The organism is Methanoculleus chikugoensis (genome assembly GCF_019669965.1).
Classification (GTDB): Archaea; Halobacteriota; Methanomicrobia; order Methanomicrobiales; family Methanoculleaceae; genus Methanoculleus; species Methanoculleus chikugoensis.
In genome coordinates, this window is record NZ_AP019781.1 from 1075666 (window position 1) to 1089046 (window position 13381).

The 13381-nt window shown below is 60.9% G+C and carries 17 protein-coding genes; 7 read left to right on the plus strand and 10 right to left on the minus strand.

The window, feature by feature from the left end:
* Position 1 precedes the first annotated feature (1 nt).
* The 6 genes from arlH to MchiMG62_RS05550 all read right to left on the minus strand — a co-directional run bounded on the left by arlH (position 2) and on the right by MchiMG62_RS05550 (position 4556).
* Positions 2–742: an archaellum protein ArlH gene (arlH, locus tag MchiMG62_RS05525; RefSeq protein WP_221058257.1), complete on the minus strand. Its 741-nt coding sequence runs from the start codon at positions 740–742 to the stop codon at positions 2–4.
* A gap of 9 nt (positions 743–751) precedes the next feature.
* Positions 752–1231 (minus strand): flagellar protein FlaF, encoded by a 480-nt coding sequence (locus MchiMG62_RS05530; RefSeq protein WP_221058258.1) that lies wholly within the window; start codon positions 1229–1231, stop codon positions 752–754.
* A gap of 2 nt (positions 1232–1233) precedes the next feature.
* On the minus strand, positions 1234–1728 hold the full coding sequence (locus MchiMG62_RS05535) for an archaellin family protein (RefSeq protein WP_221058259.1): 495 nt from the start codon (positions 1726–1728) through the stop codon (positions 1234–1236).
* Between the two features lie 3 nt (positions 1729–1731).
* Positions 1732–2526, minus strand: a complete 795-nt coding sequence (locus MchiMG62_RS05540; protein WP_221058260.1) for a FlaD/FlaE family flagellar protein — start codon at positions 2524–2526, stop codon at positions 1732–1734.
* Between the two features lie 870 nt (positions 2527–3396).
* A complete protein-coding gene (locus MchiMG62_RS05545) occupies positions 3397–3975 on the minus strand; it encodes a flagellin (RefSeq protein WP_221058261.1) in 579 nt (192 codons plus the stop codon).
* Positions 3976–3989: 14 nt separating this feature from the next.
* Positions 3990–4556: a flagellin gene (locus MchiMG62_RS05550; protein ID WP_342367225.1), complete on the minus strand. Its 567-nt coding sequence runs from the start codon at positions 4554–4556 to the stop codon at positions 3990–3992.
* A gap of 371 nt (positions 4557–4927) precedes the next feature.
* Here MchiMG62_RS05550 and MchiMG62_RS05555 point away from each other — a divergent pair, with 371 nt between their 5' ends.
* The gene (locus tag MchiMG62_RS05555) at positions 4928–5599 is read left to right on the plus strand and encodes a hypothetical protein (protein WP_221058262.1); all 672 of its coding nucleotides are present in this window, start codon (positions 4928–4930) and stop codon (positions 5597–5599) included.
* Positions 5600–5860: 261 nt separating this feature from the next.
* Here the strand turns inward: MchiMG62_RS05555 and MchiMG62_RS05560 are convergent, their stop codons facing one another.
* The 4 genes from MchiMG62_RS05560 to MchiMG62_RS05575 form a co-directional block, all read right to left on the minus strand.
* A complete protein-coding gene (locus tag MchiMG62_RS05560) occupies positions 5861–6103 on the minus strand; it encodes a type II toxin-antitoxin system HicA family toxin (protein WP_221058264.1) in 243 nt (80 codons plus the stop codon).
* Positions 6081–6377, minus strand: a complete 297-nt coding sequence (locus tag MchiMG62_RS05565) for a type II toxin-antitoxin system HicB family antitoxin (RefSeq protein ID WP_221058266.1) — start codon at positions 6375–6377, stop codon at positions 6081–6083. Before MchiMG62_RS05565 ends, MchiMG62_RS05560 begins: the two co-directional genes overlap by 23 nt.
* A gap of 234 nt (positions 6378–6611) precedes the next feature.
* Complete coding sequence (gene speB, locus MchiMG62_RS05570; protein ID WP_221058268.1) at positions 6612–7463, minus strand: agmatinase; 852 nt, start codon at positions 7461–7463, stop codon at positions 6612–6614.
* Between the two features lie 25 nt (positions 7464–7488).
* On the minus strand, positions 7489–7866 hold the full coding sequence (locus MchiMG62_RS05575; RefSeq protein ID WP_054847588.1) for a translation initiation factor IF-5A: 378 nt from the start codon (positions 7864–7866) through the stop codon (positions 7489–7491).
* An 89-nt stretch (positions 7867–7955) separates the two neighbouring features.
* Between MchiMG62_RS05575 and MchiMG62_RS05580 the strand changes: the two genes are divergently transcribed.
* From MchiMG62_RS05580 to MchiMG62_RS05605, 6 genes are all read left to right on the plus strand, one after another.
* Positions 7956–8732 carry a bifunctional fructose-bisphosphatase/inositol-phosphate phosphatase gene (locus tag MchiMG62_RS05580; protein WP_221058269.1) on the plus strand — a complete coding sequence of 259 codons (777 nt, stop codon included), beginning with the start codon at positions 7956–7958 and terminating at the stop codon, positions 8730–8732.
* Positions 8733–8739: 7 nt separating this feature from the next.
* On the plus strand, positions 8740–9552 hold the full coding sequence (locus MchiMG62_RS05585; RefSeq protein ID WP_221058271.1) for an NAD(+)/NADH kinase: 813 nt from the start codon (positions 8740–8742) through the stop codon (positions 9550–9552).
* 73 nt (positions 9553–9625) lie between these two features.
* A complete protein-coding gene (locus tag MchiMG62_RS05590) occupies positions 9626–10342 on the plus strand; it encodes a DUF169 domain-containing protein (RefSeq protein WP_221058273.1) in 717 nt (238 codons plus the stop codon).
* Between the two features lie 116 nt (positions 10343–10458).
* Complete coding sequence (locus MchiMG62_RS05595; RefSeq protein WP_221058275.1) at positions 10459–10947, plus strand: amino acid-binding protein; 489 nt, start codon at positions 10459–10461, stop codon at positions 10945–10947.
* A complete protein-coding gene (locus MchiMG62_RS05600) occupies positions 10947–11933 on the plus strand; it encodes a homoserine dehydrogenase (RefSeq protein WP_221058666.1) in 987 nt (328 codons plus the stop codon). Before MchiMG62_RS05595 ends, MchiMG62_RS05600 begins: the two co-directional genes overlap by 1 nt.
* Positions 11917–13044 (plus strand): helix-turn-helix domain-containing protein, encoded by a 1128-nt coding sequence (locus MchiMG62_RS05605; protein WP_221058276.1) that lies wholly within the window; start codon positions 11917–11919, stop codon positions 13042–13044. Before MchiMG62_RS05600 ends, MchiMG62_RS05605 begins: the two co-directional genes overlap by 17 nt.
* The last annotated feature ends 337 nt before the right edge of the window (positions 13045–13381 follow it).

Here is a 13381-nt window from a genome sequence, read left to right on the forward strand (position 1 = left end):
TCTACACCTTCGCGACGGAGACAGGGATGATCTTGATGCCGTACCCGGGGTGAACCTCGAAACTGATGATGTTGCCCGTGGTCTTTCGTGCGCCGCGGACCTTGACGACCTCGAGCATCATGACGTATTTGCCCCCGACGAGCGCCTTCTTCATGAAGAGGTGAGCGTCGCAGATCGAGCGGATCCGGACGAGCGAGTCCTCCACGAAGGCGTAGGTGTGGAGGGTTACGAGGATGGTCTTGCCGTGGTCGACGAGGTTCTTGCAGTTCGTGAAGAACGTAAGAACTGTGTCCTGCTTGGCGTACTCGGTGAAGAGGGTGAGCGAGTCGATGACGATCACCTGCGCCTTGCTCTGCTCCATGTAGGCGATCATCCGCTCGAGCGTCCCCTGCATCTTCTCCTTCGTCCACTCGAACCCGACGACGTGCATGGGGAAGACCCGGAGGTAGCCCCAGGCGAAGTAGTTGGAGATATCAAGGCTCATCGACTCCATCTGGGTGATGAAACTCTTGCTCGTGTTCTCGGTCGAGAAGAGGTCGACGTTGAACCCCTGTTTCAGGGCTCCCCAGACGATCTGCTGGGTGAGCACGCTCTTTCCGGTGTCGTTCTCTCCCTCGATGAGGGTGAGGGATTGGAGCGGGAGACCATCGGCGATCTTCTTGTCGAGTTCGGTGTTTCCGGTCGAGAGGATCGTCTTGTCGGGTGTGTCGAGGATACTGCTGTTTGCGTCGCTCAGTGCCATGTTATTCACCTATGGTTGGGTTGGTATGTACGCTGAACTGGAGACTCCGTTCGGGGTGACGACCTGAACCCAGGTTGGGGTGGCGTTCTCCGTGCAGGTGACGGAGAGGATGAGGGTCTCGCCGGGATCGAGCTCTTCCGGGTGTATCCCGTCGGGAGTTATGTTCACCTTGTTCCAGTGGTAGGTGTCGGTGCCGTGGGGGATGTAGATCGGTTCGCCCTCGATCTGGAGGTAGACGTCGATGGACGCGATCTCAATGACAGGTTCGCTCCCGGTGTTCTTCACCTCGACGTCGAGGGTCGTGCCGTCGAGGGTCGTGTTCTGGATCGCGATCGCCGTCCGCATCCGGACCTCCTGGTGAGCGGCGAGGTTGCTCTGCGCTTCGACCATCACTTCGGTGGTGGTGAGGGTGCCGCCGATCAGGACGTAGGCGGTGACGACCAGGAGGAGGATGCCGACTCCGGATGCGACGAGAGGTCCCGCACTCATGGTCAATCACTCGCGGTGAAGGTGGTCGACCGGGTGAGCCCCGAGGGGAGGACGAACTGGAAGTAGACTATCTCCCCCTTACCGGGAATCTTTGTGGTCATCGCCTCGATGTAGAGGGTCTCGCCGGGGTCCCAGTAGTTGTTGGCGTCTTCGAGGATCTCGTACTTCCAGGTCCCTTCGGCAAGTGTCGCCGCTCGCGTTAACCGGATGAAGTCTCCTTTGCCGCCGAGGAAGACGTCGGCTCTCTGTATGTCGTTATCGGCGACTCTCCCGACACCGATGTTCTTCAGCCAGATCCTGGCCGTGTGGCCGGTGCTGCTGGCGTAGGTCGTGACGATCTTCACGTCCGTACTCAGTCGTTCGTCCACGTTGTGGGAGGACGACGAGATCGAGCTTGATAGGGTGTAGATTACTGGAAATACTGCGTTAATGAGGACGCCGGCCGATATGATGGCGGCGATAAGGAACATCGCTGTGGTGAAGGTTTCGCTCGACATTCATCATATCCTATCCAGCAACTCGATCCAGGTATCGCCGGCGTTCCGTTCCTTTGAGGGCGTTTTTCCGCCGTCGGGTTCTTCCGCATCGCGCCGGGAGAGCATCAGCACCTCGATCATATCCCGGTCGAGCGTCGCGTCGTCGGGGTCGAGGATGCGGTTTAAGATGTAGAGTTCCGAGACGAACTCGTTCGGGCCGATCTCCTGCACGTCTCTGCGGGTTTCGGGGGCCATCCGCATGATCTCTCCGATCTGGTCGGAGACCTCTTCGGTGATGTAACCCATCGACCGGTAGGCGTCGATCATGATTGCCATGTGCTCGTGCCCGTACCGGGAGCATCCCCGGTGAACCCACTCGAAGAGCCGGTGAACCTTCTGGAGTTTGAGTTTTCCCGTGGGTTTCGCCTGCGGGAAAGCCGCAGTGCGGGCTTCCGGGAAGCCGGCCGCCCCGAGATCGGTCGGGAAGAGTTCGCCGCCGCCAAGCCCCTCTATTGCGGTGGTCGCCGGATCGCCGAGACTGGCGGGCATCGCGTCCAGTTCGGGCATCTCGTCGTCCGGCTGCTCATCGTCCCCGGCGTCATAGGATTGCGCGAGCCGGTTCCCTGTGTAGGATGCGGCGGCACTGGTGAACGGGTTGTCCAGTTCGTTCATCCGCTCCCGGAGGTCGATGAGCAGCCGCTTGATCGACGTCTTGACGAAGTCCAGCTCCTTCTCGAGGGTGTCGAGACGGGCCTCCGGGTCCTCCGAGGACGCACCGGAGAGTATTTTATCGATTTGAGCCTGGTCTACCCCCACCATAATATTGAATTATATTTGTGTCATAGTTAATAAAAGTTGCTCATGTTGATATCCGATTTTCGGTCGCCTTAACGTCTTCTGGACGTTGTCAAGGGTCTGTTCGGGGTATATCCCTTCGGTATTGCCGGCGGCTGCCGAACGGTATGGTTCCCTGAGGGGTGGGGTGAGGCGAGGTACGGGATCTGGATGGTGCAATCGGGCGTTTGCCGGCGATGTTGGCGATTCTCCTGGAAATGTTATGCTCGACACTCCGGTTTCCCCGCGGTGATGCCGGAACCGCGCAGATGGGATGGCCGGCCTGCTGGGGTTGAAGAATCTCTTTGCATTTTCCCCTGCGAATCGACGGTGTCGGACCCGAGCACATACTCTACCCGATGGAGTCCGCGCTCGTACAGGCGAGGAAGGTCTTTGCGGGTTTGATGATGGCCCTTCTCGACGCCCGCCTGCCCACACCCGAATTTCGCGTGAAGCAAGGGTGCGTAAATGCTAACATGGTCGCTCACGTTGTTGCGGAAGGCATGGTATGAGATTCATAAGTTTAGATGACGGCGAGCTCTAGCCGTGTGCCAGTTGCTGGCGGGGCACCCGTTCAGCCGTATCCGGTGACCCTGTTCTCCGGCAGAACTTTGGTGGGGCATGTCGACCGGTCGATACAGACACAGTTTGGCTGCAAGTTGCCTTTGTATTGTTCAGGTTTTCAGGATCCAGTTCGATAAGTTCCGACTGACGGGGATGCGATTGTTGGATGCCCCGGTGTCTGAATCCCATCAACTTACAGGGCATTACGGGGAGTGGGCTACCTGTCTCCGAAGTGCAACGGTAATCCCGGCCGGTTGAATGGGTTGTGAACTGCTCTACGCTAAAAAAGGGTTAGGGGAGTAAGTTGTACGGCTCGACGGCAGGTGGGACCGTCTTGTGGATCGGGAAGACGGCACCGGCGGCCGGCTGCAGGTTCACCGAAAATGCCTTGTTTACTCCAGGGTTCGGGACGGCCACCTGGAGTTCGAACTGCTCGCCCGGCTCGAGGAGCATGTCGGCTGCACTGTCGTCGGAGTTGTACCGCGCCGTGACTGTCCAGTTGCCAGTACCTAAAGTTGAAGTCGCATTACTCTGGTACTGCAGCACATCGTGGTGATCCTCATCCACATATGTGATAACCATCTGCTTGATGTCGATGGCCGTTCCACCGGCAGTGTTCGCAACGGCAAACTTGATGGATGTCAACTGCTGATTAGTTTTGTCTCCAATTCCGTAGACGTAGCCGACGATCTCCATGCTGGAGCTTGCCTGGCTTACGCCGGTGTGGACGACTTCCTGGCTCTTCTGGGTCGTGAAGAAGCCGGCGCCGAGCACCACGTACGAGAAGACTGCGGCCACGACGATGAAGGCGATCAACACGATCGCCGCCTCAAGGCCGGTGAATGCATTATCGTTGAATTGTCTCTTCATTTACATCACCCTCCTCAGTAGACCTCGTAGTAATGACCATCCTCAAGGCTCGGCGGGGCGTTCCGCTCAAGCGGGTATGCCGCACCCTGGTCGGGCCGGATCTCGACGATGAACTTGTCGTTCACGCCAATTGCTGGTAGGGGCTTCTGAGTGGTACCATTAATGGTCACCTTCACGAACTCGAACTTCTCGAGGAGGTTATTCGCGCCCTCTGTAGCATTTACGCCGTCAATATACCATTCTGTGGTGACATTGCTGCTCGTGTAGGTCTGCTGGTTCGTCTTAGTCGAGACGACGTAGGTCGTTTTGTTCATGTCGATCGGTGACCCGCCGGCCGCCAGCTGAAGATAGAAGGTAATATTCGCTACCTTGTTGGTGTCATTTCCCGCTATGACGACGGGCCCCGACACTTCCATGTTCGAGCTCGCCTGAGCCACACCGGTGTGGACGACCTCCTGGCTCTTCTGTGTCGTGAAGAAACCGGCGCCGAGCACCACGTACGAGAAGACTGCGGCCACGACGATGAAGGCGATCAGGACGATCGCGGCCTCAAGGCCGGTGAATGCGTCTTCGTTTCTCATCAATTTGCTCATGTATCGTTTCCTCCTGTTACCGGAGTCCGAATGAGCGCCTCATCCGGATCAATGCGGTTCTTTTGAGTATATGCGCAAACCTGTATAAAAAGTTATTCAAAATGCCGGGGATTTGAAAATAGCCGGTTTTGATAACGAATACGGATAAAATCCCTTTTATCGCCCAGCGCCGGCCTCAGGCAAGTATTTGTAGCAGGCGGTACAACGATACCTGTACTGAAAAACCTCGTGATTGGCCGACCCATTCAGGAAACAACGTTTCATTACGGGAAATAATCAGCATCTTTCCCGGTGCCGGGGACGGATGGGGGTTCGGCCGCACAGGTTCGTCTCAACCGAAGGGGAGGAATGAACGGGATATGACGAAGAAACAGGATTTCATCTACGTCGTTCTGGGAATCGCGGTCGTCCTCGTGATTGCCCTGGTCGTCAAGCCGGCGGCGACCGGCGAGCTGCCGGGATTATGGGGGGCCGGGGAGCCGGAGCCGACGATAACCCCGGCATGGACGCCCGCGATACCCCCTCAAACTGCGGCGCCGACCCCCACCCCGGTCCCTACCTGGGACGGGAAGCCGCGACCGATTGGGTTCGTCGACCCGACAACCTACCAGATCCCGGCCGGGGAGAGCCGCCTGAACATGACCTCCCTGCCGGCCGTGGCCGGGCCCGGCATCACCCGCTGGGTGACCTACGCGACGATCGACGGCCAGTGGTCGGGGACGACCGGGATCGTCCGGGTCCCGTTCCCGATGTGGCGGCTCGACTACTCGGATATCACGACCTCAAACGACGAGATCCCGTTCTTCAACTGCCAGGTCATGGATGCCCGGGACCCGAATCGGTTCGTCCGGGTCTTCACCTTCAACTTCGCCGACTTCCTGGCGGTGAAGGATAAGCCCGATCTCAAGAAGCAACAGTGGGTGAGCATCTTCTACGAGGGTTACCATGACTACTACTTCGTCATCAACACCCGGTGCATCGACTCCTACCACTTGAAGATCCAGGTGCCGGAGGAGTATGTGGATACATAAGACTGGTGCGGTGACAGCCCTTCGCCGGTGCCGGGGTGGGGCGACCGACGGTGAGGATTGAGATGGACTCCGAAGATCCGGGCTTTGTTGAAGTCTTCCCCGGAGGATGAACCTCCTCCGGATTACCCATCCCTGGCCTCCATCGGCAAACCGGGTATTGCCCAGCAGTTGTGGAGAGTATTTCAACCGGTTTGTCCATTCAGAAAGGGAAGTTTACACTGTTAGATGATCGGGCATACGAGAGGAATTGAAAAGGAGAGATTACCTTATTGCTTCGATCAACTCATTCCGGGGAATCTCAGTTGCTTTTGAAACTTCGTCGAGTATTGAATAGAATGTTCCAACTTTTAGCTCGTTGTGCAGAGGTACGACAACATAAAACGTGTTATCGCCTTTCTGGATAACCATCCGGACATGACTTCCTGTTTGCCGGAGGTATGTGTAGCCGAGAGATTCGAGGAATTTAATAACTTCAAATCCACTAACAACTGGTCGCCTTGGCATTGCGATCGACTGTGAATTGGCATTCAAACTGTTGTGTAAGTGGTTCGGCGTCGGCCTGGTCGAGTTCAAGGATGAAGTCGGGCACAGGTTCGGTCGTAACGGTGATTGTGATCTGTTCTCCCTGTCCGATCTCGCCTTCGAAATAGAGTTCTGTTGCCTCTATGATATTATCGATAAGTTCGCCAAGAGTTTCTCCCTGGGTGATGATACCGTGATCTGTAGCACGAGCAGTCCAGCCTCCATCGTAATAGAATATCTTGAATTTGACGAACATGACATTCACCTCGAATCAACTGGATGTATGCGGTTTGGTTTGATAAGCATAGTGCCGATACCGGGTCCGGCGCATCGAGGGCGGCTATCACGGTTAGCCGATTTAACACTCTCCATGGGCTTTAACCAGGAGTATTTTCGCATTCCTTGAACCTCGGTGCTGTAGCGCACCCGCAGGCCTTCGGCAAGGTGATGGTGGCGATGGCGAGGCGGATCGCCGGGAGGAGAACCTGGATTACCGCCCGGCAACCCAGTGCCGCGCGATGAACTCCCGCACCATCTGCGCCGCCACCGCCGCCGTCTGCCCGGAATCGTTCGGAGCGACCTCCACGTAATCGAACCCCGCGGCGTGCGGCGCGAGGGCACGCACGACCTCCCGGATCTCGAGCGGCGTCATCCCGAACGGCTCGGGTGTCCCGAGGCCCGGGGTGAGGCAGCAGTCGATCGCGTCGGCGTCTATCGAGAGGTAGATCCTCCTCTCCGCGACGTGCTCCCGGACCTCCCGGAGGACGGCGCCGATGCCCCGCTCGCGCACCATATCGGCGGTATAGAGCTGCGTTCTCTCCGCAGCAATCTCGTACTGCTCGCGATCGCCGCTCCGGGCGCCGATGATGACGACGTCCTCGACCGTTTCAAGGACGCGCCGGGTGACGCACCCGTGGCTGTAGGGCGTCCCGTCCAGTTCGTCCCGGAGATCCAGGTGCGCGTCGCAGACGACATAGACATCCGGCCGGACGGCCCTGACCGCGCCGACCGTCGCGGTGTGCTCGCCGCCGAGCATCACCGGCACCTTGCCGTCCCGGACGATATCGGCCGTGACGTCGGCCACCTCTCCGGCGACCTCCTCCGGCAGCCGGGAGACCGCAAGGTCGCCGAGGTCCGTCACCGGCACCTCGAAGAAGTCTATCCCGGTCGCGGGGTCGTAGGACTCGAAGTTGAACGAGACCTCCCGGATTGCCCGGGGCCCAAACCGCGTCCCCGGTCGAAACGACGTCGTACCGTCGTAGGGGACGCCGAAGATGGCGTAGCGGGCATCCTCATACGATGCATCTGCATCCGCAAAATGGAGATGGGCGAGCTCGTGCATGCCCGTTTTCGTAAGCCAGAAAAGGTCACTCAAGTTTCTTCTTGCCCAGGGATGAGATATACGGGATCTCCTTACCCGGCTCAAGGCCGGCGACCTGCTCCTCGGTCAGATTGAGCTCGAACATCTCGAAGTCCTTGACGTCCATGAGTTGGACGGTCGTGCCGGCGATCGAGATGACCTGCGCCATCTTCCGCTCCACTACGGGCACGTAGGTCTTTGCCGAGACCGGCTGGACGATCGAGCGCTTGACGCCGTCGAAGATGCCGATACAGTCGATTCGAGACTTCGCCGCTCCGTGCTTTCCCGGCTTGGAGATGGCGATGGCGACAATCCTGCAAGGCTCATCATCTACAACGACGTAGCGTCCCTCTTTCAGTTTCCCAACTTCTGTCTGTTCCTTCATATTGTCTCACTCAACAAACGCGTGATTAATGTATCTGGATTGCAGTACATAAATACACCGTAGAATTGGGGACGGGACGAGGAGATTTGATGGAGTTTATCCGGGCATGTGATGACGTGGCGGGGGCTGTCCGTGATGCCGTGGCCGGCATGGCCGGAACGCCTGAGGCAGGGGCGTACGTCAGGATGGGCGCGGACGGCACGCCCACCAAGAAGATCGACCAGGTCGCAGAGGATCTCATCGTGGACTACTTCACGTGCCACCCCTTCTGCCGGCGCCTGATCAGCGAAGAACTCGGGTGCGCCGAGATGGACGGGGAGAGCGGCACCATCTTCCTCGACCCGGTTGACGGCACCTACAACGCCGTGGTCGGGATCCCGTTCTACGCCCTCTCCATCGCGTATGCAAAGGATGGGGTCGTGCAGGCGGGCTATGTCCAGAACCTCGCCACCGGCGAGACGTTCTGCGCCGTCCGGGGACGGGGCGCCTGTCTCGACGGGCGGCCTATCCGCGTCTCGGAGGTATCGCTCCTCGAAGAGAGCGCCATGAGCGTCTACGGCCGGAAGTTCGACCCGACGCGTGTCCAGATGATCGGCCGGAAGATCCGGCGGTGGCGCCTCCTCGGTGCATCGGCGCTCGAGCTCTGCTACGTCGGGTGCGGCCGTATCGACGGCTTCATCGACGTGCGGGGGACGCTCCGGGTCACCGATGCGGCGGCGGGGATGCTGATCTGCGAGGAGGCCGGGGGGACGGTCTCCGATCTCGAAGGGAATGCCCTTGTCTTCCCTGAAGAGGTCTCCGTCGGGCGCAGTCTCGTCGCCACGAACAGCACCCTGCACAACAAAGTTATTGAGTACCTGAGGTGAACCGCGCATGAAGATTGTCCTTGTATCGCGTATCGATGAGGCGGATGCGCTCTGCTACACCGCGTCGCTCGCCCGGGAACTCGAAGACCTGGGGCACGACGTTACGTTCGAGAAAGGCACGGCGGAACACCTCGGAGAAGAGGGCGTTCCGTTCGAGGAGATCGGCGGCGACCTGGTCGTGGTCGTCGGCGGTGACGGATCGGTTCTCCTCACCGTCCACCAGATGAAGAAGCAGGTTCCGGTTCTCGGGATCAACTGGGGCGAGGTAGGATTCCTCGCGGACCTGGAACCCGACGAAGCAGGAGCGTTCTTCGCCACCCACACGGATGGGTTCCGTGTCGAGAGCCGGATGCGGGTCAGCCTCTCCGTCAACGGGCAACTGCTCGGCGACGCCCTCAACGAGGGGCTCGTCGTCACCGACCGTCCGGCGAAGATGCTCAGGTTCGGCGTCTACGCCGACGGAACGCCCGCGGAGCGGTTCCGGGCCGACGGTCTGCTCGTATCGACCCCGACCGGTTCGACCGCCTACGCCATGAGCGCGGGAGGGCCGATCGTCGACCCGCAGATAGAGGGGTTCCTCCTCGTGCCGCTCGCGCCGTATATGCTCTCGTCCCGCCCCCATCTCATCAGCACCCAGAGGACGCTTGAGATAACCCTCGAGACCGAGAAACCGGCGCATCTTGTCATCGACGGGCAGAGCACGTTCGAGCTCGCAAAAGAGTCAACGCTCACGGTCAAAAAGTCGGATCAGCCTGCGCTCTTCGTCCATACGGGCAAGCCCTTCTTCGAGAAGGTGAACCATAAATTGCGCAATCTCTGACCCTGCCGATACCTCGAACAGAGATTTTATGAGTGACCGCGGGGACTATCTCCACAGAGGAGTGAGCACGATTATGGAAGACCAGATGCGCATGGAGATCCCCTACGCGGAGATCGCAGAGACGCTCAAGACTGCCCTCAACCTTCGGGGCTCACCGGTCGCGGTGAAACTCGCAAAGAATCCCGACGGCATCCCCGAAGGGGTCGGGCCGATCGAGGAGACGGTTCGTCATTGCCAGATGATCAGCAGGGCGCGGTTGGGCGGCGAGATCTTCTACGCGACCGCCGACAAACACGTCTGCATGGGGGGCGCCTGGGCGCTCGGGCTGAAGGAACTCACGCCGAGCCTTCGCACGGGAGAGTTCTACTATAAACTCGGCAAGTTCGAGAGCTGGGCCGCCTGCATGCGGACGATCCAGCAGGTGCCGCACGTCCCGGAACTCGAGACCTACGCGACCGTCTACGCGCCGCTTGAGAAGACGCCGTTCGACCCGCATGTCGTCGTCGTCGTCGCCGAGCCCCGGGGGATGCTGAAACTCGCGCAGACGACGCTCTATCTGCTTGGAGGGCGGATCGGGTCCACGATGTCGGGGATCCAGTCGGTCTGTGCGGATGCGACCGCGCTGCCCTATCTCTCCGGTAAGATCAACTACTCGCTCGGGTGCGACGGTTCGCGCCGGTTCTCGGGGATCGAGGACAACGAACTCGTCATGGGCATTCCTGCCGAGTTCCTTCCCGAGTTTGCCCGGGCGCTTCCGGTCGTCACCGCCGCACCCGGGTCGGTGAAGTAATAGAGCATCCCGCACCAATTTTTCCGGCACACTCCCCATCGAGGGGCTGTTCCGGGGTACAAGGCTTATCTCTCCGGCAGGTCAACTATTCAGCAGGTGGTTTTTTGCAGGTATCTATGAAGCTCGAGATGAGGGACCGACCCGGACAACTGGTTGCAGCCCTCCAGCCGATCTCGGCCGTCGGGGGAAATATCATCGCGGTTATCCACCAGAGGGAGGCCCCGGCGGCTACGGAGGCGCTGGACGTCCAGATCGTGCTGGAACTCCCCGAGGGGCGTCTTTCGAGGCTCCTTGAACTGCTCCGCGAGCAGGGCGTCAACGTCGTGCGTATCGACGAGGAACGGCTCCTCTATGAATGCACGCTGATCATGATCGGGCACCTGATGCACACGGATCTCTCCGACACGGTCGGCCGGATCGACACGACCGGCTCGGCCGAGGTGACGGAGCTCTCTCTCGTCATGCCGGCGATCAGTTCCCCGTCTTCGGCCCGCATCACCATCCGTTCGACCACCCGGACGGAGATGAAGAAAGCGATCCGGATCCTGCGCAGCGTTGCGGAGCAGAAGAACCTCCTCATCATCGAGCCCCTGGAGGATGCATGATGCGGATCGCCATCCTCGGGTTCGGCTCCGTCGGCCGGGGCATCGCCCGGGCAATCCTTGCAAAAAACCTTGATATCACCGTCACCGGCCTTGCCGATTCAAGGAGCGGGATCATCGATCCGGCCGGGATCGACCTTGCGGCGGCGCTTGCCCGGAAGGAGAACGGCGGCCCCTGCGGCGGTCCGGACGTCAGTCCCGGCGACGTGGTGGCGAAGGCGGATTACGACGTCCTCGTCGAGGTGACCCCGACGAACGTGGACGACGGCGAGCCGGCGCTGGGCCACATCCGGGGAGCCCTCCGGCGGCAAAAACACGTCGTCACCTCGAACAAAGGCCCGATTGCCCTTGCCTACCCGGAACTCCGGGCGCTTGCAGAGACGAACGGCGTCTTCCTGAAGTACGAAGCGACGGTCTGCGGAGCGATCCCGCTCATCCACGCGATGCAGGAGGGGCTTGCGGGCAACACCATCTCCCGGCTCTACGGGGTCTTCAACGGCACCTGCAACTACATTCTGACCCGCATGGCCGAGGACAGCCTCACCTACGAGCAGGCCCTTGCCGAGGCCCGGGAGCTCGGGTATGCCGAAGCCGATCCCACCTACGACGTCGAGGGGATCGACGCAGGCATCAAACTGGTCATCCTCGCAAACACTATCCTCGATATGCAGACCACGCTCGACGACGTGGAGAGGACGGGGATCACCCTCCTGACACCCGAGGCCCTGCGGCTTGCGGAAGACCAGGACTGCACCATCCGGCTCATCGGCGAGATCGTCCCGGAGGCCGGGGTGCTCCGCGTCTCGCCGCGGATCGTTGCAAAAGCGCACCCTCTCGTCGTCGAAGGGACGCTCAACGCGGTCACCGTGGAGACGGACCTCGCCGGGGACCTGACGTTCATCGGGAAGGGCGCGGGCTCCACCGAGACCGCCAGCGCGGTGATCGGCGACCTCCTCTACATCCGGGAGCGGCATGTCCAGGGTTCTTGAACGGAGAAAACTGTACCTGCGGCTGATGCGTCAGGCGACGCTTGAGAGTGGCTACTTTACGGTGGCCGATATCGCTGAGGCGACCGAGACCCCCCGGAGCACCGTCCAGGACTGGGTGAACCGCCTCATCGAGGAGGGGTGCGTCCTCGTCACGGAGGAGCAGCGGGGGCGGCACGCGGCGCGGTATGCGGCGAGCAGCGTGATGCCGGAGAGCGCCTGCCGCCGGATATTCACCACGGTCGACGGCGGCGAGGTCGAGATCTACCACGAGTGCATGAGCGGGGGATGCGCAGCCTTCTGCGAGTTCCATCATGCCCGTGCCGGCGGCGCCCTGCAGTCCGTCCGCCGGGACGGGACGCTGCTCCGCGAGCGGGCAAGCCTCGGGCGGCGGGAGGTGGCCGTCGGGCTCGACCCCGCGCCGGCGGTCGGGATCGTCGGCGTCTTCCACGAGGACGGCTACATCCGCCAGCAGATCCGGTGCATCGGCGGCCCGGCCTACTCGCTCACCGATATGATGTCCCTCGCCGAAGGTGTCTGCGGCGTCACCGTCCGCCGCGAAGGGCCGGTAGTCGAGGGGGAGGTGGTCACCCGGGCGCTCGCCTACGTCGCCGTCGGGATCGACGACACCGATACCGGGACCGAGGGTGCGACGTTCGCCCTTGCCCTCGCCCTCCTCCAGCACCTTGCGAAACTCGACGGCGTCATGCCGATCGGTCACCGCGTGGCGATGCTCAACCCCCGGCTCGAGGCCCGGACGGCCGGGAACTCGTGCAGTTGCATCGAGCTCGCGGTGGAGCCCGATCTCGTGCCGCGGATCGAGGAGGCCGCCGTGCGGTTCGTTGCCGGGGAGGCGGCGTCCCCGGAGTGGGGCATCGCCGTCCGGCAGGGGTTCCGGGTGCCCGGCGCACTCCGGGCCTACGGCAGGAGCGCGAGGGAGGCGGTGATCGGCCGGGAAGATGCCGAAGAAGCCGCCGAGCGGTTCGGGGCGCACCTCCACGGCGGGCGGGGCGTCATCGGGGCGCTCGCGGCCGTCGCGCTCATCGGGCTCCCCCACGACGTGCTCCTCGATCCCGGACGGGACGTCTGCACCGGGTGGGAGCCGGTGGGGTGAGCGGGGGGTCTGGGTGAGTTTTTCGCTCGCAGTGGTCGTCGTTGGGCTCTGGTTAGAGTGGCGCTCCTTTTTTGAAGTTTTGTCGCTTCTAGATATTCCCGCCATACAGTCTGTCACGCACCAAGACGTCACAAAACCGTGCACGGATTTCCACTGGCTATGCATCTGGCGGGGCTTATGCTCCCAGACGTTCTATCCATTGCAAGTCCAAGACCTTCGGTCTTCTCCTGCTCCTGCCCCGCACCTCCGGTTCACGGAACTCCGTTCCCATGGAACGTCGTTCCTACCGGTGCTCCAGTTCCGTTCCTCGCACCTAACGGTGCTTACGTTCGCTATC

Excerpts from the sequence above, each read along its gene's own strand:
- MchiMG62_RS05585 (WP_221058271.1), top strand. The coding sequence starts at position 8,740 with ATGAAGATTGTCCTTGTATCGCGTATCGATGAGGCGGATGCGCTCTGC.
- arlH (WP_221058257.1), bottom strand. The coding sequence starts at position 742 with ATGGCACTGAGCGACGCAAACAGCAGTATCCTCGACACACCCGACAAG.
- MchiMG62_RS05600 (WP_221058666.1), top strand. The coding sequence starts at position 10,947 with ATGCGGATCGCCATCCTCGGGTTCGGCTCCGTCGGCCGGGGCATCGCC.
- MchiMG62_RS05560 (WP_221058264.1), bottom strand. The coding sequence starts at position 6,103 with ATGCCAAGGCGACCAGTTGTTAGTGGATTTGAAGTTATTAAATTCCTC.
- MchiMG62_RS05580 (WP_221058269.1), top strand. The coding sequence starts at position 7,956 with ATGGAGTTTATCCGGGCATGTGATGACGTGGCGGGGGCTGTCCGTGAT.
- MchiMG62_RS05590 (WP_221058273.1), top strand. The coding sequence starts at position 9,626 with ATGGAAGACCAGATGCGCATGGAGATCCCCTACGCGGAGATCGCAGAG.
- MchiMG62_RS05565 (WP_221058266.1), bottom strand. The coding sequence starts at position 6,377 with ATGTTCGTCAAATTCAAGATATTCTATTACGATGGAGGCTGGACTGCT.
- MchiMG62_RS05595 (WP_221058275.1), top strand. The coding sequence starts at position 10,459 with ATGAAGCTCGAGATGAGGGACCGACCCGGACAACTGGTTGCAGCCCTC.
- speB (WP_221058268.1), bottom strand. The coding sequence starts at position 7,463 with ATGCACGAGCTCGCCCATCTCCATTTTGCGGATGCAGATGCATCGTAT.
- MchiMG62_RS05540 (WP_221058260.1), bottom strand. The coding sequence starts at position 2,526 with ATGGTGGGGGTAGACCAGGCTCAAATCGATAAAATACTCTCCGGTGCG.
- MchiMG62_RS05530 (WP_221058258.1), bottom strand. The coding sequence starts at position 1,231 with ATGAGTGCGGGACCTCTCGTCGCATCCGGAGTCGGCATCCTCCTCCTG.
- MchiMG62_RS05555 (WP_221058262.1), top strand. The coding sequence starts at position 4,928 with ATGACGAAGAAACAGGATTTCATCTACGTCGTTCTGGGAATCGCGGTC.
- MchiMG62_RS05575 (WP_054847588.1), bottom strand. The coding sequence starts at position 7,866 with ATGAAGGAACAGACAGAAGTTGGGAAACTGAAAGAGGGACGCTACGTC.
- MchiMG62_RS05535 (WP_221058259.1), bottom strand. The coding sequence starts at position 1,728 with ATGTCGAGCGAAACCTTCACCACAGCGATGTTCCTTATCGCCGCCATC.
- MchiMG62_RS05550 (WP_342367225.1), bottom strand. The coding sequence starts at position 4,556 with ATGAGAAACGAAGACGCATTCACCGGCCTTGAGGCCGCGATCGTCCTG.
- MchiMG62_RS05545 (WP_221058261.1), bottom strand. The coding sequence starts at position 3,975 with ATGAAGAGACAATTCAACGATAATGCATTCACCGGCCTTGAGGCGGCG.
- MchiMG62_RS05605 (WP_221058276.1), top strand. The coding sequence starts at position 11,917 with ATGTCCAGGGTTCTTGAACGGAGAAAACTGTACCTGCGGCTGATGCGT.